The sequence below is a fragment of the Extibacter muris genome, assembly GCF_004345005.1.
Classification (GTDB): Bacteria; Bacillota; Clostridia; order Lachnospirales; family Lachnospiraceae; genus Extibacter; species Extibacter muris.
The window spans coordinates 34,624-57,621 of sequence record NZ_SMMX01000005.1 but is presented as its reverse complement, the minus strand read 5'-3'; the positions used below and the strand labels follow the sequence as shown (position 1 = coordinate 57,621).

23 protein-coding genes, 1 tRNA gene and 2 pseudogenes are annotated in these 22,998 nt (G+C 47.8%); 5 read left to right on the top strand and 21 right to left on the bottom strand.

Features of this window, described 5'->3' with window-relative positions; all coding sequences use genetic code 11:
• Positions 1–201 precede the first annotated feature (201 nt).
• From E1963_RS07400 to E1963_RS07370, 7 genes are all read right to left on the bottom strand, one after another.
• Complete coding sequence (locus tag E1963_RS07400; protein WP_132276766.1) at positions 202–813, bottom strand: YesL family protein; 612 nt, start codon at positions 811–813, stop codon at positions 202–204.
• Positions 814–825: 12 nt separating this feature from the next.
• Entirely contained in the window at positions 826–1,806 is a 981-nt protein-coding gene (locus E1963_RS07395; protein ID WP_132276764.1) for a sugar isomerase, read from the bottom strand.
• Positions 1,785–1,928, bottom strand: a complete 144-nt coding sequence (locus E1963_RS07390; RefSeq protein ID WP_201272011.1) for a hypothetical protein — start codon at positions 1,926–1,928, stop codon at positions 1,785–1,787. The genes E1963_RS07395 and E1963_RS07390 overlap by 22 nt, the downstream gene beginning before the upstream one ends.
• Before the next feature lie 11 nt (positions 1,929–1,939).
• Positions 1,940–2,821: a carbohydrate ABC transporter permease gene (locus E1963_RS07385; protein ID WP_132276762.1), complete on the bottom strand. Its 882-nt coding sequence runs from the start codon at positions 2,819–2,821 to the stop codon at positions 1,940–1,942.
• Positions 2,822–2,877: 56 nt separating this feature from the next.
• The gene (locus tag E1963_RS07380; protein WP_132276760.1) at positions 2,878–4,011 is read right to left on the bottom strand and encodes an ABC transporter substrate-binding protein; all 1,134 of its coding nucleotides are present in this window, start codon (positions 4,009–4,011) and stop codon (positions 2,878–2,880) included.
• Positions 4,012–4,641: a PfkB family carbohydrate kinase gene (locus E1963_RS07375; protein WP_132276758.1), complete on the bottom strand. Its 630-nt coding sequence runs from the start codon at positions 4,639–4,641 to the stop codon at positions 4,012–4,014.
• 210 nt (positions 4,642–4,851) lie between these two features.
• On the bottom strand, positions 4,852–5,580 hold the full coding sequence (locus E1963_RS07370) for a GntR family transcriptional regulator (protein ID WP_132276756.1): 729 nt from the start codon (positions 5,578–5,580) through the stop codon (positions 4,852–4,854).
• A gap of 242 nt (positions 5,581–5,822) precedes the next feature.
• Here E1963_RS07370 and E1963_RS07365 point away from each other — a divergent pair, with 242 nt between their 5' ends.
• Complete coding sequence (locus E1963_RS07365; protein WP_132276754.1) at positions 5,823–6,227, top strand: zinc ribbon domain-containing protein; 405 nt, start codon at positions 5,823–5,825, stop codon at positions 6,225–6,227.
• A 26-nt stretch (positions 6,228–6,253) separates the two neighbouring features.
• Entirely contained in the window at positions 6,254–6,781 is a 528-nt protein-coding gene (bilS, locus tag E1963_RS07360; protein ID WP_132276752.1) for a flavodoxin family protein BilS, read from the top strand.
• A gap of 277 nt (positions 6,782–7,058) precedes the next feature.
• Here bilS and E1963_RS22590 read toward each other — a convergent pair.
• Positions 7,059–8,214 (bottom strand): annotated as a pseudogene (locus tag E1963_RS22590) (GntR family transcriptional regulator).
• 265 nt (positions 8,215–8,479) lie between these two features.
• On the opposite strand from E1963_RS22590, the gene E1963_RS07350 reads away from it, so the two are divergent.
• On the top strand, positions 8,480–11,044 hold the full coding sequence (locus E1963_RS07350; protein ID WP_132276750.1) for a hybrid sensor histidine kinase/response regulator: 2,565 nt from the start codon (positions 8,480–8,482) through the stop codon (positions 11,042–11,044).
• 81 nt (positions 11,045–11,125) lie between these two features.
• Here the strand turns inward: E1963_RS07350 and E1963_RS07345 are convergent.
• From E1963_RS07345 to E1963_RS07335, 3 genes are all read right to left on the bottom strand, one after another.
• A tRNA-Cys gene (locus E1963_RS07345) sits at positions 11,126–11,196 on the bottom strand.
• Positions 11,197–11,246: 50 nt separating this feature from the next.
• Positions 11,247–11,885 carry a lactate utilization protein gene (locus E1963_RS07340; RefSeq protein ID WP_132276748.1) on the bottom strand — a complete coding sequence of 213 codons (639 nt, stop codon included), beginning with the start codon at positions 11,883–11,885 and terminating at the stop codon, positions 11,247–11,249.
• A gap of 156 nt (positions 11,886–12,041) precedes the next feature.
• Entirely contained in the window at positions 12,042–13,175 is a 1,134-nt protein-coding gene (locus E1963_RS07335) for a helix-turn-helix domain-containing protein (protein WP_132276746.1), read from the bottom strand.
• A 518-nt stretch (positions 13,176–13,693) separates the two neighbouring features.
• On the opposite strand from E1963_RS07335, the gene E1963_RS07330 reads away from it, so the two are divergent.
• Positions 13,694–14,866, top strand: a complete 1,173-nt coding sequence (locus tag E1963_RS07330; RefSeq protein WP_132276744.1) for an MFS transporter — start codon at positions 13,694–13,696, stop codon at positions 14,864–14,866.
• A 66-nt stretch (positions 14,867–14,932) separates the two neighbouring features.
• Here the strand turns inward: E1963_RS07330 and E1963_RS07325 are convergent, their stop codons facing one another.
• The gene (locus E1963_RS07325; protein WP_132276742.1) at positions 14,933–15,478 is read right to left on the bottom strand and encodes a M48 family metallopeptidase; all 546 of its coding nucleotides are present in this window, start codon (positions 15,476–15,478) and stop codon (positions 14,933–14,935) included.
• A 153-nt stretch (positions 15,479–15,631) separates the two neighbouring features.
• A pseudogene (locus E1963_RS22585) lies at positions 15,632–17,073 on the bottom strand (PAS domain-containing hybrid sensor histidine kinase/response regulator); the annotation flags it as partial.
• A 20-nt stretch (positions 17,074–17,093) separates the two neighbouring features.
• Between E1963_RS22585 and E1963_RS07315 the strand changes: the two are divergent.
• The gene (locus tag E1963_RS07315) at positions 17,094–17,525 is read left to right on the top strand and encodes a hypothetical protein (RefSeq protein WP_145964172.1); all 432 of its coding nucleotides are present in this window, start codon (positions 17,094–17,096) and stop codon (positions 17,523–17,525) included.
• 125 nt (positions 17,526–17,650) lie between these two features.
• Here E1963_RS07315 and E1963_RS07310 read toward each other — a convergent pair whose 3' ends face one another.
• From E1963_RS07310 to E1963_RS07275, 8 genes are all read right to left on the bottom strand, one after another.
• Positions 17,651–18,886 (bottom strand): threonine/serine exporter family protein, encoded by a 1,236-nt coding sequence (locus E1963_RS07310; protein ID WP_132276738.1) that lies wholly within the window; start codon positions 18,884–18,886, stop codon positions 17,651–17,653.
• Positions 18,887–18,972: 86 nt separating this feature from the next.
• Positions 18,973–19,941, bottom strand: coding sequence for a GGDEF domain-containing protein (locus E1963_RS07305; RefSeq protein ID WP_132276736.1), 969 nt, complete (start codon positions 19,939–19,941; stop codon positions 18,973–18,975).
• Positions 19,942–19,991: 50 nt separating this feature from the next.
• Positions 19,992–20,213, bottom strand: coding sequence for a diguanylate cyclase domain-containing protein (locus tag E1963_RS07300; protein WP_132276734.1), 222 nt, complete (start codon positions 20,211–20,213; stop codon positions 19,992–19,994).
• Positions 20,214–20,228: 15 nt separating this feature from the next.
• Entirely contained in the window at positions 20,229–21,179 is a 951-nt protein-coding gene (locus tag E1963_RS07295) for a ketopantoate reductase family protein (protein ID WP_132276732.1), read from the bottom strand.
• A 206-nt stretch (positions 21,180–21,385) separates the two neighbouring features.
• Positions 21,386–21,931 (bottom strand): hypothetical protein, encoded by a 546-nt coding sequence (locus E1963_RS07290; protein ID WP_243117627.1) that lies wholly within the window; start codon positions 21,929–21,931, stop codon positions 21,386–21,388.
• Positions 21,915–22,064: a hypothetical protein gene (locus tag E1963_RS20130; RefSeq protein WP_201272010.1), complete on the bottom strand. Its 150-nt coding sequence runs from the start codon at positions 22,062–22,064 to the stop codon at positions 21,915–21,917. The genes E1963_RS07290 and E1963_RS20130 overlap by 17 nt, the downstream gene beginning before the upstream one ends.
• Positions 22,015–22,764: an SLC13 family permease gene (locus E1963_RS07280; RefSeq protein WP_243117642.1), complete on the bottom strand. Its 750-nt coding sequence runs from the start codon at positions 22,762–22,764 to the stop codon at positions 22,015–22,017. The genes E1963_RS20130 and E1963_RS07280 overlap by 50 nt, the downstream gene beginning before the upstream one ends.
• On the bottom strand, positions 22,761–22,940 hold the full coding sequence (locus E1963_RS07275; protein WP_132276730.1) for a hypothetical protein: 180 nt from the start codon (positions 22,938–22,940) through the stop codon (positions 22,761–22,763). Before E1963_RS07275 ends, E1963_RS07280 begins: the two co-directional genes overlap by 4 nt.
• Between the last annotated feature and the right edge of the window lie 58 nt (positions 22,941–22,998).

Sequence of the window (22,998 nt, the reverse complement as noted above, 5' to 3'; positions counted from 1 at the left end):
ATTGCCTGTATCGGCAATCTAAGACAATCGAAGAAGGAGCTTATACAGAAGCCGGCGAGAATGTCTTCACCTTAAATGTCTCGGATACCAGCATCATATCAGCAGACCGTAGTGGACATGGGCAGTGAAAAAGCGGGGTGAAAAAGGCCGGCCATGGTACACTATAATGGAATCAACCGTTATAGTATGGCCGACCTGATTTTACATATATGGTTCTATAATCTTACGGATAAATATGGAATTCACATAAGCAAGCACAGCCACTCCGATTATGCCCCACACTGCCGCGCCCACCATAAGCGTGGTATAGTTCAGGAAGGTAAGTACAAGGCACGTGCCTGTCATGACGAGGACAGCCGCGGCGAATGGGAGGCGGGAGGCCGGAATCAGTATGGCATTCTTCAGCATATTGCCTGTCGTGTTTTCAAACTTTGCAATAAGCGGAAATACGAATATCACTTCGATTGCATAAAAAATTGCGATGATATAGAACACTGCCAGCCCTGCCCGGGCAACTCCAGGTGCCCTCTGGAATATCACAATATCTGCTCCGAGTGCGGCGCCTGCCGCAAGCAGTATGAGCCACACGGCCGTGCTCTGCCAGAAGCTTACCCGGAAGGCTTTCAAAAAGTCTTTCATAATGTAGCCTTCCTCACCGGCTACGACTTTCAGCATGACCGAATATAACGCTGTCGTAGATGCTCCAATCGTTACAATCGGGACAGAGCAGACGAGCCACAGTATATTTAAAACTATCAAGTCAAAAATACGGATCAGGATTCTTATGATAATATGATTCTCCAATGCAGGCACCTCTGTTACTGTCTAATACTGTACCTTCCACATATACCGGCGTGTCATATAGTCAATCTTAGCCGCTGCGGAAAGCTGCTTCATATATGTATTATTTAATATAGGAGAGAATAACATATGGTTGAAATACTCTGCAACAGAATCTTTGAATCTGTTGATGCCTAATTCTTTCGCATCCAGGATATATACCTTTTCCCCGCCGTATTCTTTTAAGAACCTGACGGCCCTTTCATCTGCCCTCCTCGTCCTCCCCTCTGATACGAGAAGGAAAAACGACTCGTTCTTATCCAGCACTTCAAACGGACCGTGAAAGAATTCACAGCAGTTTATCGTAGGAGACTGGATCTGCAGCATCTCCATGATATTACAGATCGAGAAGATATAGCCTGCCGCATAGGCAGGGCCGCTTGCCATGACGGTAATCACATGTTCCTCTTTGTTCTTTTTGGCCCACTTTTCTGCGAGAGGCATGCAGTACGACTTAGCGTCGTTATACACTTTATCGAGGATATCATAGGCCGACATCGCGTCCCCATAATGTTCATAACCTTCCATGACGTCCACGATATCAATGGCTATCCGCATCCCGAGCGCTGCATTCGTCCTGCTCTGATCTGATTCGTCAAACATGATACTGTCATATCTGACATTGTAGTCGCACGTCTCTGTCAGAAGCGACTCCTGTACATACAGTCCAATCGTCGTCGCTCCGAGGTCTTTGGCCACCTGAGCCGCAACACATGTTTCCGGCGTACCTCTCATGGAGGTGACGACGGCTACCGTATTCCCATCGACAAATCTCGGCGCCGCATATACGAACTCATTGCTTGTGAACATCTGGGAACGGATGGTCTTCGACTCACGGTCCATAAAATACTGCGCCGGATAGTTGCCGCCGTTTGAGCCGCCTGCTGCCAGCCATACGACGCTTTTAATACCTCCGGACGCCTCTTTGTCTTTTGCAATTTTCTCTATAATCTCTCTGATTTCCATGACCTGTCTCCCTGGTTCGTTTTGAATCCCGTGATTATCATCCAGATGAGCGGCAGGATAATGATGATGGCAAATGCTATAAAGAACGCATAAGCAGCCACATGTGAAACTGTCTTCTTCATATATCTCCCTCCTACTGCTGGTCGTCCAGGCGGTAGCCCTTCATCTGCGCCAGCCCGATGATAAATGTTACGATGAAGATGAAGAACGCCAGTGCTGACGCATACCCCATCTGGTCGTTCCGAAATCCTGCCTTATACAGGTACGTCGCCAGCGTCTCTGTCGCATATCCGGGCCCTCCGTTGGTAGTCACGAAGACTTCGTCATACTCTCGGACAGAGCCTGTCACCGTTATGATCGTATTGATCAGTATCGTATCTTTGATCTCCGGCACCGTAATATAGAAAAACTTCTTCACCGCATTCGCTCCGTCGATATCCGCGGCTTCATACAATTCCCCCGGAATATTCTGTAACGCCACGATAAACAGTATTACCGTATATCCGATGTACTGCCATTGGGACATTGCCGCAATCGCATAGGTCGCGCCGCCTGCATTGCCGAGAAGATCCATCTTAGATGCGTCAGCCCCGGCCAGTTCGAGCAGAGGGTTCAGGACTCCGATGGACGGGCTTACTATCATCTTGAACGCGATACCGACGACCGTCACCATGAGCAGGGACGGGATAAAGTAAATGGACCGGAAGAAGTTCTGCGACCTCCTCATGAACTTGCATTCCAGCACATTTGCTATGATGAGAGAGATGCCAATCTGGAATATGACGGACGTCACCATGAATATCATGTTGTTCTTCAGCGCAACGTAAAACACCTCGTCCTTAAACATCTTGATATAATTTGCGAAGCCTACGAACTCATGCTTCGTGCTCATCGCGCCCCAGCTGAAGAAGCTCTCATACAGGTTGATGAAAATCGGAAGATACAATACGATGATTACGATAAAAAGCGCCGGGAAGAGATATAGCTCTACCGTCCTCTGATTCTTTTTTCTCACGACATTATCCTCCTATTCAGGTAAGGGAGGGGACCGGCCCGCTCCCCTGCCGCTTCTTACTTGTTCGCTTCTGCGACCTCTTTTGCCGCCTTCTGCACATCTGCTATGATATCTTCCGCCGTCTTACCGTCCAGGCCTTCCTGCAGGCTTGCCATGTATGTATTGGCCACATTGCCGTCCACGCACTGGTCCAGCCATTCGGCGATTGCGGTGTAGTCTTCTGCGGTCTCATATGCCGCTGCAATGACGGGATCGGAATTGTCCTCTGTTATGCCTCCAATCAGTGCATTCGGAAGTCCTGTCTCTTTCGTCTGCTTCAGTGCCTGCTCTTTGGAAGTCATGAACTTGAGAAATGCAACCGCTTCATCGGGGTGCTTGCACTCCGCCGAGACGGCATAGTTCTCAGAGCCGCCTGTCACGATGCTGGATGTTTCATCACCTGACGCGAACTCTTCGCGTACCTGATAGTAATCCTGCGAATTGACATTTGTTCCGAGGTACCCTTTATCGTTCAGGTCGAGGAATGTCTGAACGGCCTTCGTATAGCCTGGATCCGTAAACGCTCCTGACTCTGGATTATAATCACTCGTACGTGTACCGGCATCTACATAGTTTGCATTAAACTGGCCCACGTACCACATCGTATACCACTTGTCGGAATTGCCGAATGCAATCGGAGCGACCTCATTTGCCTTTAATCTTTCGCATACATCTATGAACTCATCCCACGTCTCAGGCACATCCAGATTATTGTCTGCAAATACCTGCTTGCTGTAGAGCATATACAGTACGGAGCTCCTGTAAGGCACTGCATAATTCTTGCCGTCATACACGCTGCTGCTTAAAAACGACGGAAGAAAGCTGTCTCTCCATTCCGGGTCGTCTTCCATATATGGGGTGAGGTCCAGCGTACGCCCTGCACGGGAGAAGCGGTTCAGGCATTCGCCACCCCACGCGAAGAAAATGTCCGGCAGATCGCCGCCTGCCGCCAGCACGCTTAGCTTCTCCTTGATGGCCTGGACGCTGGTGTTCTCATATTCAATATCGACATCGGGATGGGCATCTTCAAAATCAGCCTCTTTTTCCTTGCCGCCGCACCAGGCGATGAGCGATACGGTCATCGCCATCATCATAACAACTGTTAGAACCTTTTTTTCATAATCCCTTTCCTCCCTTTCTTCAAGTGGCAACTAGATATTAATGATCTCCGACAGGTTCTCCGGGGCGACGTCATACCCCACACCTAACGAACCGTCCTTTACTACTACTTCCGCGGCAAATTCCGCCGCCTTTCTTAATGAAGCAGTTATCTTATCTTCAGCAGATATAGGCTCGTCAGCCCCCACTGATAAATAATTCGATAGAAATGCGCTGATATAGGAATCTCCTGCACCCATCGTGTCGATAGCTTTCACCTTACATATGTCCTGCGTATAGTATCTTGCGCCGTCATATGCCACAGCCGGCTCGCTGCCTCTTGTCCCGACTGCTATGCGGGCCCCGAGGCGGACACATTCTTTCAGGATATCTCTTGTCTCTGTTTCATCTACATGGCTGCAGGAAAGAAATGCATACTTTATATATGGCGATATGTTCGCTATATCTTCCTGTGTAAAGGTATCGTAAAAATCGTAGCACACTGGTATACCTGCTCCGGCAAGCTTCCTGATCTTATCCGCACCTACTCTGGCTCCCCGGCTGGTACAGGCCACATCAAACGTCTTAATATATGCAATCTCCTCTTCCGTAAAAGTAAAGGGATAGAGGTCTGTCACACCCTGCCTGTTCCAGTCAAGAAATATGCGGTCTCCATCTTTCAAATCTACAAGCGCATACCCGCTCTCCGTTTAAAATGTATTAATACGTCTTATATATTACTATAATGACAACCGTGTTTTTTGTCAATAAAATTCTCTTTTATAATGCCTTTTTGTGCATAATTTATAAATTTCTAATCCATTTTTAGTAAAAAAACAGGCTCTTCATCCGAAAAGCCTGTCTACTCTCTTATTGACTTGTATCAAATCATATTATACATACCATTTCAAAAACCGGTCGTTATCTCCTCTTACGATATCTTTCACCGTATGTATCGGGTCGCCGTTCATATCAAACACGCACACCTCGCATTCAATTACGGGCGTCCCCAATGACAGATCCAGATACTTTGCTATCTCCTCGTCCGCAAATATTATCCTCACACTTCTTCGCCCCTTGTTCGACGGCACCATATGGTATTTATTAATTAGTATGTCATAGAACGACTTCGTCAAGTCCTCTTCACGCATATCTATCAGATCCGGCGACATATGGTTTTCCTCAATTGTAATCGGCACGCCGTCCGCGCTTCTGACCCTTTTCAGCACAAGAACTTCTCCGTTCGTATTGCCACCAAAAAATTCCCGGTCCAACTCTGTCTTAATATCTTCAATCCCGAATTTGATGACCTCGGACGTAATATTGATTCCCTGCATCCTGGCATCCTCCGTAAAGCTGTTCACCCCTATGGGCAGGCGGAGCATATCTGAGTCTGCAACGAAGCTGCCTTTCCCCTGCACCTTTATGATATACCCTTCGACCGTCAGTTCCTCCATGGCATTACGGACAGTGACCCGGCTCATATGATATTCTTTCTGCAGCTGCGCCTCCGACGGAATCTTGTCCCCCGGCTTCAGCATGCCTGTTCTGATCTCCTTTTTAATCTTGTTCTTCAACTGCAGATATAGCGGTGTTGCGTTCGTCTTTTCAATAACGCCCATTTATACATTCTCCTAACAACTCGTATTATAGCTTGTATTATATTTTCATCATATACCAATATGAAAGTAATTGCAATCTCATTTTCATAGTCCGCATCAATCATATGTATTAACATGACTTCTGAACATTTGACCACAGGCAGCCAATCAGGATAACTTATTATTTAATATATTTTTAATGTGGAGTTTATTGACTTTACGCCCAGACAGCGTATGATGCTTAATTAGGAAGGTGATTTAAATTGAAAGAAAAGTTTATTCGTTTTATGTCCGGAAGATACGGCATCGATTCATTTGGCAAATTTACTTTAATAGCCGCAGTAGCGGCACTCATACTGTCCGGCTGGTTTGACGGCCTTATGTTTTCTGCCCTCACTATCTTTGCGTGGGCCTGCGTCGTCTACTCTTACTTCCGTATGTTCTCCCGGAATGTCTATAAGCGAGCTGCGGAAAACCAGAAATGGCTAAATAAGACGTACAAGATACGCGCCTGGTTCTCCCGGCAGAAAAGCTCGGCGTCACAGCGCAAAATGTACCATATCTACAAATGCCCTTCTTGCAGGCAGAAGATACGGATACCAAAAGGTAAAGGCAAGATAGAGGTCCGCTGCCCCAAATGCAGTACGACATTTATCAAGAACAGCTAAGATATGTTAAAGGAGGGGTAACTGATATGTTGGAATACCTCGTACTATATGAGAGCCGGTCCGGCAACACGAAGAAAATCGCTGCCGCCATATTTTCTAACCTGCCCGGCAACTCCAAAGATCTCATCGATATCACGACAGACAAGTCAATTCCGGAAGCGAAAGTCTACTTTATCGGCTTCCGCGTGAACTGTGGCACGTGCAGTATGGAAGTGAGCGACTTTATTAACGGGCTCGGCGGAAAGAGGATTGCTTTATTCGGCACCTGCGGCATGGGTGACTCCCCTGATTATTATAAAGCGATAGAAAAGAGCGTCCATGCATGGATAGAAAATGATAATGACTACCTCGGCGCATTCATCTGCCAGGGCAAGATGCCCCGGAAGGTACGGGAAAAATATGAAACTATGAGAAGCCCGGAAAATGAGGCACAGATGGATATGTATATCCGTAACTTCGATGAGGCGATGACACATCCGGACAGCCTGGATATAGAACACGCAAAAGTATTCACACAAAAATGTCTGAAGAAGCTGGACGAAATGGATAGCTGAAAAAGGGGGCACCTCCACTAGGATGTGTCCTCATTTTTCGTCAATTTTTTTATATGCCTGCGGCATATTTCCATGTATTTCCAAAGTTTTCCACATTTATTATCCTATTAATCCACAAAATGTGTATAAATAGTGGATACATTTCCAGCATCCGAATATTTTTTTCTGATTTTTCGACTTTATTCGCTAAGTTGGGGACGGGGGAAATCTCAATTTCCCCCGTCCCCCTCTCTTGCCGTATCTGCTTTCCCGGATACGTCCACCATTACTGTTTTACTTAGTATATCTCTGGAATCCGCATATAAGCTACCCTGTAAAATTTATATTTTTTAATCATATACTCCTCGGCACGTATTAGAGAATATCGATAGCAGTCTGTAATACCGTCTGCAAATGAACCCTCATCTCCTTCACGCAGGTGCCGGACTGCTGCGATAATCTGTTTATTGAACTTTTGTAGAACCAGCTTCTTATTATCATAATAAGCAATGTAATGGCCCTTCCGTAAGGCGGAACGCTTCCGTCAATATAGCGTGCAAGGGTTTCAATTCCATATGCTTTAAGATGGCTTCATAAATGACAGCTATACAGACAGAATCCAGCTGTGCGAATCTCTCCTCCAGCTCGTCTAGTTCTCTTGCAGTTATTTCTGGAGCTGCGAGCAAAAGCTGCCGAATAGATTATCAGTACAATCAACTGAAGCGCATGAAGATACAGCAGCGCTTCCTCTGTTCGTCTCGGATTTGGCAGCATCTGATTAACTCTGGAGTCGTCTGGTACCTTTGTCCTAAACTTGCCAAACGTCTGTGCTTGACGGAAGGGTCATCCCCTTTCAAAATATCTATAATAATACCCGTAACAGATACAGACCCTTGCAAAAAGTTATCTAAAAAGTAAGGGCACTTTTCTGTAAAAAATCCCAGATTATGATGAAGTTCAAAGATTGAATATAAATTTGCAAACAAGGGATTCCCGCCGATTTCCAGTACCTCCTTAATAAAATCGGAGGAAGGCCTCCACCCTCCTGCCGCAATCCCCAAACGTGATACTTTCAAAGCCTGTTTATAGTGGGGCATTATCTCCAGGTTGCAGTCCTGTGATGCAAATACCAGGAGTGGCGGCAATATGATGGCAAATTTCTGATATATCTGTATGATACTGTCCTTTTCCCTCAAAATGTCAGACAGCAGATTCTCCCGTCCGGATGCAGCTGCTCTTGAGAGGACGACCGGAGCAAGACGGGGCTAAATAGCAATCAGGCCATCTTCTTTGAGTGCATCAAAAACGCGATTTATCGTATACCGGCTTACATGGAATTGATTGCAGAGCATCCTCGAAGATGGCAGGCAGCTTCCAGGGAGTATCTGCCCGTTTATAATGCGCTGTTTTATTTCGTCATATATAAATGAGAACTTGGTTTCTTGTTGTTCCATAATTCATCTCCTATTGAATCCATTTAAATTATACCCCAAGTGATATTGATTGTCAGTAAAAAACAGGGAGCTATATGCATACCTGTCCAATATCGGTATTGCCTAGTTGTTGAAAATGTGTTTATAATATACCCGTATAGCTAATTACGATGTTTTTATACCAGCATCACCTTTAGCATTTAATATGATGCCGCAGCTATCCGGCGGCTTTCCCGTGACAATTAAGACCATAGAAGAATTAAGGCTCCAAGGAGGAATAGCATCAATGGGACACAGTAAAAAAAGGAATCCTACCACCCGTTTTCTTTTATACAGCTTTATCGGTCTTCTGCTGTTTAGCGTAATTGTTTTCAGCATACTGGGGATATATATGAACCGACAGAGCAAGAAGACCATTTACGAAGTGGGAGAAATCTACATGTCTGGAATGAATGAACAGATGTCCTGGCATTTTGAAAATATTATCGAGCTCCGTTTCAACCAGGTAGACGGAATCATTTCTGTGGTCTCGCCAGAGAACTACGATAAAGATAGCTTATATGAAGAACTCGTTTACAGAGCGCAGGTCAGGGGATTTGACTATTTGGCAATCTGTTCTGACGAAGGGGAGTTTGATACGCTCTGCGGAGAGCCGATACAGCCAATTAATCCATCGCCTTTTGTGGAATCATTAATACAGGGGAACCAAAGAGTTGCCGTAGGTATCGATGCAGGAGGGAATGATGTCGTATTATTTGGTGTCCGGGCCGACTATCCTATGCAGAACGGAGAACAAGGGCTAGGGCTTATAGCAGCCGTCCCCCTAGATTATATTACCGATAGCCTTTCTCTTGATGACGATGAGCAGATGACATACTATCACATTATCCGGCCTGATGGCAGTTTTGTAATTCGTAACCCCAACACCGAGTTATGGGAATACTTGGAGCTGCTGCAGAAGCTGCCAGATTCCGCCGAGAACGAAACAGCAGAAGGAAAATCCATAAAAGAGTTTGGCGCTGCATTAAAAGACAATAAAGAATATACCACAACACTTGAAGTAAATGGTGAGGGCCGGCAGATCTATGGAACGCCTTTGCCTTATTCGGAATGGTGTCTGGTGGCAGTGATGCCTTACGGTATATTGGACACAATTATAAACGGCCTGAGTGCCCAACGTATAATCATTACATTATTTGCCTGTGCTTCCGTATTGATTATCCTGACATTAATATTTCTTCGGTACTTCTCCATAACGCGTCTACAGCTTAAGGAACTGGAGAAGGCCCGGCAGTCTGCAATAGAGGCAAATAAGGCAAAGAGTGAATTTTTAGCTAATATGAGCCACGATATCCGCACACCTATGAATGCAATTGTCGGAATGACAGCTATTGCAGCTGCACACATAGATGACAGGAAGCAGGTACAGAGCTGCCTAAGAAAAATCACTCTGTCAAGCAAACATCTGTTAGGACTTATCAACGATGTACTGGATATGTCGAAGATTGAAAGCGGCAAATTGACTTTATCAGCAGAGCAGGTCTCTTTAAAGGAGGTCATTGAAGGAATTGTCAACATCATGCAGCCGCAGATAAAGGCAAAAAAGCAAAATTTTGATATACATGTTGAAAATATTCTGACAGAAAATGTATGGTGCGATGGTGTACGTTTGAATCAGGTTTTATTGAACCTCTTATCTAACGCGACAAAGTATACCCCCGAGAAAGGTTCAATACGCCTGTCCCTGTTCGAGGAAAATTCTCCAAAAGGGGACAGCTATGTCCGAATCCATATTTATGTAACGGATAATGGAATCGGCATGTCACCGGAATTCTTGGAAAAAATATATGAATCCTACAGCCGGGCTGATGGAACGAGGATACGCAAAACGGAAGGTGCCGGATTGGGGATGTCAATTACGAAATACATAGTAGACGCAATGGATGGAACGATTGCTGTTCATAGTGAATTAGATAAAGGTACAGAATTCCATATTACGGTCGATTTTGAAAAAGCTCCGGCAGAAGATATGGATATGGTTCTCCCTCCCTGGAATATGCTCGTCGTTGACGATGATGAATTATTATGTAAAACCACCGCGAAATCATTAGAGTCTATTGGTATTAAAGCCGAATGGGCATTGAGTGGAGAAGCAGCAATCGAATTGGTAATCCGGCACCACAAGATGAGAGAGGACTATCAAATTATACTGTTAGACTGGAAATTGCCAGGTATGAACGGCCTTCAGGTTGCCAAGGAGATTCGACATAATCTAGGAGATGACATACCTATCCTTTTGATATCTGCATACGACTGGAGTGAATTTGAGGCAGAAGCCCGCGAGGCCGGGATTAGCGGTTTCATTTCCAAACCGCTGTTTAAATCAACATTATTCTATGGCCTGCGCAGATATATAGGCAGCGAAGAATCTCATGGCCAGATTCCGGATGACAAGATGGATATGTCCGGCTACCGTATCCTGCTTGCCGAGGATAACGAACTTAACTGGGAGATTGCCAGAGAGTTGTTATCCGCCTTGGGCGTAGAGCTCGATTGGGCAGAAGATGGGCAGGTCTGCCTGGAGTATTTTCAAAACTCGCCATCTGGCTATTATGATGCTATCCTTATGGACATCCGGATGCCTCTTATGACAGGATACGAAGCTACGAAAGCAATCCGGCGGCTGGATCGTCCTGATGCTTTGTCTGTACCAATCATTGCTATGAGTGCAGATGCATTTTCTGAAGATATCCAGCAATGCTTAGAGTGTGGTATGAACGCACATATGGCAAAGCCTATCGATGTCAAAGAATTAACCCGCGTGCTGAAAAAATATATAAAGCAGGTATAGAAGCTAATATCCTGATTATGCTACGCATACAAGGCAGAAACCACAAAAAATCCGGAAACTAAAGTTTCCGGATTTTCAAAAAGGCGCCAACCAGAATCGAACTGGTGATAGAGGTGTTGCAGACCTTTGCCTTACCGCTTGGCTATGGCGCCGTATTGAGCACTTGTATATTATAACAAATGCTCCTTTTATAGTCAATAATTTAAAACCCTAATTCTTCATTTACAAGTATGACCTTAATCCTGTTTGGTGTCTTAGAAAATCTGGTGATCAATATCTGGCAGCATATCGTATCCGGCGACTTGCAGTCAAAGCACATACCGTTCTTACAGCATGGCGTATCGAGATTAAACCTCTCTGCATTGATTGGGGCCGCCTCATTCCTGGCACGTGACATTGCATCATCCACGCTCTTTACCGCCTTATTCATACCGACTATCATCACTACGTTCTTCGGTCCGTACGCAATAGCGGATACTCTGTTTGCATTGCCGTCTATGTTTACCATCACACCGTCTTCCGTAATGGCGTTGGCACTTGTGATAAAGTAATCACAGTCGTATGTAGCGAGCTCAACCTGACGCTTTTCCTCAGGAGTCTTACAGACATCACGGTTGAACACTTTATAATCACCCGTACAGACGGCATCCTTTAGGCCAATCTCCTTGATCGACATGGAGCCGCCCCATCCGACAGAGCTCCCTTCCGGTATCAGCTCCAGCGCTTTTGCGAGGGCATCATCCTTCGTCTCCGCATAATAACCTTCCATGCTGCGGGATTCTAATCCCTTGATGATTCTCGCGCCCAGCAGCTTATTTCTTTTAACACGATTAATATCCATTTTGTTCCCTCCCTTTTATTATATTCGCTTCTTGCTATATTATAACACATTTTTTTGGGGACGGGGGATTTTCAAAAAGGGACAGGGGAAAGCGTGGTTGGGGACGGGGGAAATTCAAATTTCCCCCGTCCCCAACCACGTTTTCCCCTGTCCCGCTCAATTTTCCTGCATTTTCATGATGTAGAATGCCAGCATTATCCTCGTTCTGTTTTCATTGCTGATTATATCATAGCCAAGCAGGTCTTTTATTTTATTTATCTTGTAAGCCAATGTATTCTTATGGCAGTATAAAGCCTTGGAAGTATGCAAGATGCTGCATTCATTTTCAAAGAATACTCTCAATACCTCCGTGTACTCTGTCTTGTTATCCCTGTCATATGAAATCAAAGACCCGAGCGTCTCTTGCACGAACGCCGGATATATTTCTTTTTCCTTTACATCTGCCAGCAATTTGTATACACCAAGTTCCTCATATACCAAGAAGTTTTTGTTGATTGCCGTCTTTGTCAGCTGATATGCCGTGTATGCATTGTGGTATGATTTGTATATATGCTGCATATCCTCTTCCTGGGAACCGATTCCGATATAAATATTGCTATCTTTCCGGCAGAGCGCCCGCATCTTCTCCTTAACCCTTTTCTGCTCATACCCGGCCAGCAGTATTACCAGCAGCCCTTTTTCTTCGTAGACAATTCCGCTTTTTATCGCATGATTTAGTGACTTATGGAGTTCCTCAAGCCTCTCGTTTCCATTCTCTGTATCATAAGCATGGCAGCTGAGCATCACAACGAGGTAGCTCATATTTCTGAAAAACCCGTTCCGCTCTAAACGGCTTGCGTATAATTCCGTATTTTCCGGATAAAAAACTGCATTTTTAAGTGCCGCGATCAGATTAGTATCTCTCTGCTCATTCCGCAGCAGAATGGCTGAAAACATGCGCATGATGTCAATAAACGGTGACGTCATAGTGGCAGAAAAAAGCGGAAACCGTATCCTGTTGCAGTAATCTACCGTCTCTTTTGCAAACATGTGCCCCTCTTCCAGCGCGATAATCAGACCGCCGGCATGCACGCTATCCAGTTCTTTTATAAATTGTACGAGCCACTCTTCCGATGTATAGTGAAGTCCCGAGTTGAACACAAGCTCATCCCCGTGAAGCAGGGATACGAAGTTGACCTCTTCTACCATATGGATCCAGTCTATCATCCTCCGGAAACATCCATTTGTATGAAGCTTTATATCATACTGCGGCTTGATTGCCGCGTACAAGTCTTCTAATTCTACCGCCATATCTGACCTCTCTTTTCTTATGCTGATGCTATTATACTTCTTTTGTGCTCCAAGCACAATCATTGACAGATTTTATGTATGTCGAAACTATATTCAAAGTGTATAATACATGATATATTGTACTCAGGAAACAAAATATTTAAATGACCCCGATTTTTGTAATTCCTAAACCAATCTCTAGATTATGCAAGTAAAAGGACCTTGAATTATTTCATGGTCCTTTTAATCTGAAGTATTGTATTGACAGACCACTTGCATTTGTGCTACTCTTATAAACAATTCATAATACTAGGAGGTACGTTCATGTTTTCCATTCAGTTGAGATAAGTTATTGAGGAAATAGTGTTCCCGGAAGGGATTTTTTTTTGATGCTTATTTTGTAAGAATGGAGATGGAACAGAGTCCCCGACGTTGTAGCGGGAAGTCTGTCTTTACGTACCCATTTATATTGAACAAGCAGCAGGCAAAAGTCCTATCCAGGACATTTGTCTGTTTTTATTTTAGGAAATGAGGTTTATATGAAAGACTGGAAGAAAAAAAGTACACTGTTTCTCGTGAGCCAGAATATCAGTTTGTTCGGCTCCTCTATCGTAAGCTATGCGATAACCTGGTATATTACGCTGGAGACCTCCTCTGGTGTCTGGATGACAGCGTCTATACTGTGCAGCCTGCTGCCGCAGCTGCTGATATCCCTGTTCGCCGGTGTCTGGGCGGACCGCTATAACCGTAAATATCTCATCATGTGTGCAGACGGATTTATCGCCTTAGCTACCCTCGGGCTTGTCATCATGTTCTTTGAGGGGAAGGCCCCTCTCTCCATGCTGATGGTCGTCTCTGCTATCCGTTCTGCCGGTGCCGGTGTTCAGACGCCTGCCGTGGGCGCACTGCTGCCCCAGATAGTGCCAACGGAGATGCTGACAAGAATCAATGGGATAAATCAGACGTGCGGCTCCCTGCTCATGATGGTCTCCCCCGCTGTAGGCGGTGCACTGCTCGGGGCCGCCGGAATCGTGTGGGCAATGATGGCGGATGTGATTACCGCCGCCATGGCAATCTGTGTCATGGCATTTCTAAAAGTCCGGAAGCCCGAGTCGGAAGGAGTCCTATCCATGTGGCACGACTTGAAAGAAGGCATTGCCTACACGACAGGCCATCCTGTCGTCTCCCGCATTCTCGTATTTTACGGAATCGCCTTCTTCCTCATCACGCCGGCGGCTTTCTTGTCCCCGCTGATGGTTGAACGGATCTTCGGCAGCGAAGTATGGCGGCTTTCCGCCAATGAAATCATATGGACAGCGGGTTCCCTCGCCGGCGGCGTCTATGTATCATGGAAGGGCAGCTTCAAAAACAAATGGCTCGTAATCGCCGTATCCTATATCGGTTTCGGAATTACCTTCGCCCTGCTGGGCGTCAGCCCGTATTTCTGGATGTACCTGGCCATCATGTTCCTATCCGGCACGTTCATGCCATCACTCGCTACCGCGTCCACCGTCATGCTGCAAGAGCAGGTCGAAGAGCAGAGGCTCGGCAGAGTCTTCTCTGTCTTCCAGATCATCTCGGCTGCGGTGATGCCGGCAGGTATGCTGATATTCGGCCCGATGGCAGACTGGGTAGATATCCGTTGGATAATGACCGGAAGCGGGCTGCTTCTAGCGCTTACCGGAATCATCCTACTGAAGCGCAAAATCTAAGGGGGACAGGTTAAAACGCGGATGGGGACGGGGGAAATCTAGATTTCCCCCGTCCCCATCCGCGTTTTAACCTGTCCCCAGACGCTTTTTCCTTTCTTTCCAATCTGGCATGAAACTGCTCATAAGCATTTTGAACCGTTCGTTATGGCTTGGCTCGAGCAGGTGGCAAAGCTCATGCACTATCACGTATTCCAGGCAGTCATCGGGATAGAGCGCAAGGCGCTTGTTCAGGCGGATACGCCCACTGTCCACGCTGCAGCTTCCCCATCTCGTCTTCATATCTCTCAGTGTCCAGGCAGCCGCATGTACGCCCATCACCGGTTCCCATCTGTCCACATATTTTTCCACATTGCTTCGCATCGCCTCAAGCTGCCCCTTGGTCACCCCGGTCAGCTCATCGGCCATCTGCCTTTCCCGTGCCTCCAGCATCCGGCGGCGTGCCTGCTCTATCCAGCCGGCCTTTGATTGGACAAATTCCATAATTCTTTTCTTAGGCACCCGCCTTGGGGCCGTGACAAGAATCCGGCCGTCAGGCGGCTTAATATAAAGATTGATATTTTTCACATTACGGTATTCTATTGTCACAGGAATATCATCTATCTGATAGTTCATCTTCTCACCTCGTCCGTCTTCATTCCCACTGGTTGAAGGCATTGAGCATGCTGTGGACATCTTCTTCTACTTCATGTCTGACGATATCGGTAAACCCCATTTTAAATGCATTGAAGATAGCCTGATGCCGTCACTCAGCACTAAAAATGGATTCGCCTTCTCAATACCTGTCACCGACAGCAGCGCATTATAAAGAGTAGACGCAAATATCGGTTTCGCGAGAAACGCATTGGCACCGGCGGCACGTGCATTCTTTTCAATCGCTCCCCAGTCATAGGCAGTAATGATGATGATAAGCGTATCGTCACCCACAGCTTCCCTCATGCGCCGGGTAACCCCTATGCCATCGATGTCGGGCAATCTCCAATCCACCAGAGATCGTTCCTCCCATCAGAGTCACAAGGTTCTTGGTTGTCGGCATGCCAAGTCCGGTACCCCCGTATTTTGACCGATGGCTGCACTCTCCTGTTCAAAAGGATCAAATATGCAGTTTAAGAAGCTTTCACTCATACCGATGCCGGTGTCGCTGACAGTGAAACGCAGGCGCACGCGACCCTCGGTACGCTGCAGCTGGCGGATTTCCAGCCGGATTGTGCCCCCCCTGCGGCGTAAACTTAAGGGAATTGGATAGCAGGTTGAGCAGCACCTGGTTCAACCGCAGCTCGTCACCAATCAGATCCGTATCCATAATGTCGACCAATGGTACCGTGAATGTCAGCCCTTTTTCCACTGCCTGTGGATAGACGATAGATGTGACCGCCTCCACGACCGTCTCCAGATTAAATGCTTCCCAGACAATCTGAAGTTTCCCTTCGTCAATTTTAGACATATCCAGCACATCATTAATCAGCGTCATCAGATGCTTGGATATGCAGCCGCAATCGTAGTCATGCCGATGATGGCATTCATCGGCGTACGGATCTCATGGGACATCCGGGAGAGGAACTCATACTTGGCACGGTTGGCATGCTCTGCCACGGCCAGGGCATCCCTAAGCGCCTCAGCCTGGGCCGTCAGCTTCCTCTGCATCTCCCGCAGCTCCGTCACATCCGTGACATCAATAAAGATGACCAGATATATGGGCTGTCCTTCCTGCCAGTCGATACAGGTGGCATTGACCTGCAGTCACAGCGGCTGTCCGGCCCGGCTTATGACGTGCATGGTAAAGTGAAGCGGCTCCCCGGCCAGCATCTTATGTCTGTTTTCGTTGATAATCTCGATATTGTCCTGTATGTTCTTCCGGTACAGCGGACTGCCGCCCCGGCCGCCCGACTCCCCAAAGTAATCCAGAAAACGTCCATTGGCTGACAGCAGCACCAAGTCCAGTTCGCCTCCGGCGTTCTCTATCCGGTACTTTGCGGAAAACCTGGCAGACTTTCATAGGCAACCGACTGCTCCTTCTGCATCTTCACAAGGTCGTCTACATTGGTAAGGACAGAATAGGCCACTTGATAGCCGTCAATATACTCATCTGCAAACTGGGTAGAAAACTGTACCGAGACATAATCCCCGTTCCTGCGCCGGATCCGTGACAGCAGCCGGTAACCGTCCTCTCCTGCACCAAGCGCCTTCAGTACAGTCTTTTGAACTGCTCGCCTACTCCTTCCAACATGTAATGCAGGACATCCTGACCGTGATTACCATCGAAGAGAGGGATCTTCTCATCAGCGAACTGGAGACACAGCTCCATACCGGCAGGGAGGAGCTTGCCCTGTGGTCCTGCCTGCTGTTCGTTTACAGGCATAGCCGTCTGAAAGGGGTACGGGAGATATACGGCCGCATATACAGCCTGTCCCTATGGGGCTATCCTCTGAAAGCGTCTTCAAGCGGCACTCCTAAGCTGGACGAGACGATGCTACATTTTACGGACGTCATGATCCAAAGCCTGAGAGAAAATGACGTCGGCCGCTGTGGAAGCGCCGTAAAGGAGCTCATCGGCTGGCAGTTCCCCGCAGCAGAACAATACCTGCGCAACCAGGAAATCGGCCTGGACGAGCTGCGCCTGACCCCCGCCATACGGCTTATGGTCACCACTTTGCAAAACTAAATGTAACATAATATACGGAGAACAGGAAGGCTTATATGCGCCAGTCCGGTTCTACGTACACTACTCTTATATTATTAATTTTCTCATCATAAATCCAACTTGCTATCTCGTTTAATTCAATCTTATTACGAGTTTTTCCCGATGTGATATTCCCGTTTCAACATCCGCATGCCCGTCCTCGACAAGATGTCTACGATATTGAAGCCAAAGGCGATCGCCAGGCATGTCGCCAGCAGGACGATCGTCTCGCCAAGCACCATCCCATAATCGCCGCTCACGCACCCATACATCATATAATATAAGTTGGGTCCCGGAATGAGCGGGAACACAGAGGCTGTCAGAAATATGGTGGACGGCGCCTTGTTGATTCTGGACATGATGAATGCATAAAACGCAACAAAGATAGAGGCAAGCAGCGTCGCCAGAAAGTTGCTCGGCCAGAAATGATAGGCCACCACATAGATTCCCCAGGTAAAGAAAGCGCCCACACCGGAATAGACGACCTGCCGGCCGCGAATCTTAAACCAGAAGGCGAAGCCGATACAGGCCACCGTACAGGAAATGAGCTGAATCGGGATATTGTGGTTCAGCACATATCCTTCCGCAGATACCCCGTCCAGCGCCAGCATCGCAAGTGCCGTTCCAAAGGCGATGCCGGCCGCCCCCAGCATGGAGTTCATAATGTTCAAGGAACCGGATATAAAGTCCCTCTGCAGCACTTCCCGTATTCCATTTGTCGTACTGAGCCCGCTTATCAGAAGCATGACGATTCCAATCATGATCCTCTCCGGATGGCTCCCAAGCCCCAGGCGGACCGCAAGGATGATAATCACCTCCGAGAGAAATGACAGAATCAGGTTGTATGCCATCAGGTTTTCTTCCCTTTTGCTGAGCCAGCCTCCGACCAGTGCGATCATAAGCGATACGATCGCCGCCACAGCCGCGTCCGCTAAATCGCACCCAAAAAAGACCGCGAATCCGGTCCCTCCCATCACAGCCGCGAAGTATTTCGTATACGGTTTCTGCGGCGGCCTGGCCATGACCTCTTCGTACTTCTCCTGCAGCACTATTTCATCCGGCGTATGCTGGCATACATAGCGGGACAGGTTGTTCAGGTAATCAAGCCTGTCAAAATCAATATCCGTCGATTCGATGTGGCGGACCTGGGTAATAATCTCCCCATCCGGAGTCTCAACCGTTATCTGGATATTGCTCGGTATGGCAAATACGTCATACCGTTTGAACCCATAGCTTCTGCACATCCTGTAAAGGCTGTCATCCAGCCTGAAATTTTCTGCTCCGCAGATCAGCATCGCTTCTCCAATGTCGAGAATTCCCTGTACTATCCTGTTATAATCCATCGTTTTTCCCCCTGGTATAAAATATCACATGATGTAATCATAGCATTGTTTTCACAGGTGTCAATAAAAATCGTTATGAAGGCTTCTTATGAACGGACTTTATCCTGCTTTCTGCGGTACATCATTTTATCCGCTGCCGCTATCAGGCCCTCTGCGTCCGCTGCCACACTGCTGTCTACTGTTCCATAGCTGATTGACATGTCAAAAGGGACGCCCCCGCTCCTGCTTATCCCCTGGATCCTCTCGTCTGCCTGGCGGACACGCTCATCTGCCTCGGCCACTCCCGTCTCCGTGAACAATATCAGGAACTCGTCTCCGGCGTACCGGGCAAGCAGATTACAATCCTGCCTGCAGGCCAGCCTCAGCTCCCTGGCTGCAATAATCAGATACCGGTTCCCTTCCCCGTGGCCATAAGAGTCATTGACACCCTTGAGATTGTCCAGATTCAGAAAGCAGAGCGCAAATGGTATCTTTCTCTGAAGCAGGCTCCATAGCTGCTCCAGGATATACTGAAGGTTATACGTACCTGTCAAAGTATCATAATAGGCAGTGGAGCGAAGCTCGCGCTCTTCTTGTTCTTTTTGTGCAATCTTACGCCGGATTACCCGGTTCTGCTCACGATAGTCAGCCATCTGGCACATCTTCAGGGAATAGCGCATTCCAAGACCTGCACCCGTCAGAGAAAAAATGCACGACTTGATGCCCCACAGCTTCAGCAGAATTGAGTTGCCCGGCGTCTGATAAGGCAGCAGATTCAGGTACAGATAGAGAAACATGCCGGTCATGACCTCCAATTGGAATTTGAGATGGTCCGGGTGCACCAGCACAGTGCAAAAGGAGCTCTGCGTTTTCCATAATGCCATCATATGAAGGACGATACCACCGAGCAGAAAGCCAATAAATACTGGAACCGCCTTCAGGCTCGCAGCACTGTTGTCAAATGACATGAGCGGCTGAGAACTGTATATCGAGACCGCATAGCGGCAGAAGATATTAATCGTAAACCCATACAGGATACCATTCATCGAAAAGAAAAGCGCATGGGACGCTCCCAATACCCTGACTCCAGCATATCCCTGATCGCCTCCATCCGGCTGCCCGCCGCCTATGCCCCGGTATCCGGCATAAGTACGATAAATTCATCTCCCCCGACATGCGAAAGCAGGCCGCCGGAACCGAGCCCTGTCTCCATCTCTCTGGAAAACCTTATCAGATAATGGTCTCCGGCATCGTGCCCTTCTCTGTCATTGAGCAATTTAAGCCCGTCCAGATCCAGAAAAGCAATAGAAAATCCACCCGAAGCGCCAAGAAGCCGGGATGATGCCACGCACTTGCATGAAAGCTATCTGCCCTCAAGCTTTATCTGCTTTTCCTTCAGTCCTTCATAATAGCGTTTAGATACCGGGACCGCTATTCCAAGACGTCCCGCCTCGCTGACGAGGTATCCGCTGAACGTCTCCAGTTCACACCTTTTGATGGCATCCATATCGCGGCGGAGCGAACTTGTAGCATCCGGCTCCTGTACGTTTATAAAATGTTCCAGCTGACGGTCCAGAAAAGTTTCCGGCAGGTCAATCCCTTTTGCTCCCGCCACCTCACGGGCTTCATACAATATTGCCTTAAAATCTGCAAGCCGTTCCTGGTGGTTACGGATTCCTTCCGTATCAGTAGAATAATAAGCTGTCATGACATTAAACGCACAGTTCAGGCTGTACTTTTTCCAGATTGCCTTCTGTATGTCTTCATCTATCCGGCAGTCAAGGCCCGCATTCCGCATCAGCTCCGCCGCTTCATTCATGATAGCCTGCTCCTGTCCGTCCGGATTCTCCAGACCGATATGGATATGTGCATAATCCCCTTTCTGGAAGACCTCATAATCCTCATCCGTATATGAGACAATATAGATCAAAGCATCCAGCACGGTTCCCCTTCCTATATGCCGGCGGGCTTTTGTCCCCGGATTTGTACCGTTCATGACCGGAATGATTACCGTGTCCGCACCGGCTGCTTCACGTATATCATCACACACTTCTTCCAGTGAATAATTCTTCACACATACGAATATAAAGTCCTGCGCCGGCAGTTCTCTCACACTTTCGACCACCCGCATCGGATATGCCGTGCGTTCTCCCAGGCAATCGCTGTGCAGTATGAGCCCTTTTTCTTCAAGAGATTCTTTCCGCCCGCCCCTTGCGGCAAAAGAGACATTCTCATACGTATCTGCCAGGGCGGCCCCGATATATCCCCCCACGCCGCCAAGCCCAATCACTGCTATCTTAACATCACGCTTCATCCTAACACCTCCGTCTTCTGAACATACAACATACAGGGAACTATAGCTTCATTATAGCCCAAAAAGACACCCTGAGTGTCTGGAATTTTCTCCAAACACCCAGAGTGCAGGCAATTACAGGTTGCTCTTATAGCGCTTTCTTATATAATTCAATAATATCCTTCACATTCGACTGTCTCGGATTAGCCAGGATGCTTACGATAGCGTCACCCCCCGATCCCTATGCAAGTGGAGAGTCCAAACCCCTTAAATGTAAGGTTGGAGGCCGTTTCATGCGTGAGCGTGCCGCTGCGGGAGATGATGCCGATATGCCCCCTGCCGTAGATGTAGTCCGGCATGATTCCGAGCTTCGACTTGCCCGGGGATATCACTCCGATCGTGTTGGGATCCACGACTTTCGCTCCGAGCTGCTTCGCTTCATGCACAATCATCAGCGCATCCATCACGGGAACAAATTCTGTAATGACGACCAGCAGCTCGATCCCTTCCCGCAGCGCCTTCAGTGCTGCCTCCAGCACGAACTGCTTCGGTACGAGAAGCATGGCAGCCCGGATCTCCGGGAATGTGGCACGTGCTTCTGCTACAGTCTCAAATACCGGGACGCCTTCTACCGTCTGCCCGCCCCTTCCCGGTGCAACACCTGCAAGGAGCCTAGCGCCGCTCTCCAATGTATGCTTGCAGTGGATCCGGCCCTGTTTTCCCGTAATACCGATAATCAACATGGAGGTATCCTGATCAATTAAAATGCTCATGTTCCTTCACCTCCTTCACTCTGAGCAGTGTCTGCACCGCCTCGTCTGTCGTGCCATACTTCGTCTGTGCAAAACCGAGCTTCTCATATATGCTCCAGCCCTTCTCCTGATTGAAGCCACGGCTTTTCACCACAACAGGCTTCTGAATGCCTAATTCGGTAAAGGCCCGGGAAATTCCGTCTGCCATATCCGCACAGTTGTTGATGCCTCCAAAGACATTGACTTGCAACGACGCCCATAGGCTTGGCAATCTCAATCATACGGCGGTCCTCTATCCTGTTGATGATACCTACGGATTTCTTACCTTTCAAGCTGTTCCAGATGAGTGCGGACTTCATGCGGCACTTGGTAATCTTATCCGCCGCGCTGCCCAGACGTGTCTCTTCTGCCACCATGGGGCCGAGCATCTCTGCATTGTCATAGATCACTTTACAGATCGCGTGGGCGGCGGCAGTCGTGCCGTTTGTCACCTCGGAAATCATACGTGTAAAGATGACTAAGACTACGACAGTCAGCAGCCCCCCGTCCAGAGCCAGGTTGGATACGATGTCTGCAATCCGGGCCGTTGCACCGGAGTCGTTGATAAGCTTGCCGAGAGCCATACCGCCCGCGAAGAGAATCATCATCCCCCACATCATCCCTTTCTGGGCCTCTTCCCATTTCAGCAGGAATCCTTTGTCGGCTGCCGTGATAAAGAAGCAGAGGCAGCCAAGCGTAAGATATACATAGTCCGGCGCAAGTCCTGGCAAGATGTCAGCATACAAAGGGCGTGTAAAGGCGGCTAACATAGCAGTTTTGAAAAGTATAGAACAGATCTTTTCATCCCGCTTCATTGGTCCCAGTTCCCGGTAGTATGTACGGGACGTGTTATCCACCAGAAGATCAGCCAAAACGCGGTTCCTACTGCCTGTGCGCCGCGAAGCGTAAGCGCGTCCTTAAGCAGCAGGGCTGTCAGGGCAAATATAACGGGCCCTAGCAGAATGCAGATGAAGCGTTTTCTTGTATTCATGGTCCTTCTCCTCCTCCATGCTTTAACTTGCCTGTATTATACAGATGCGCCGCGCATA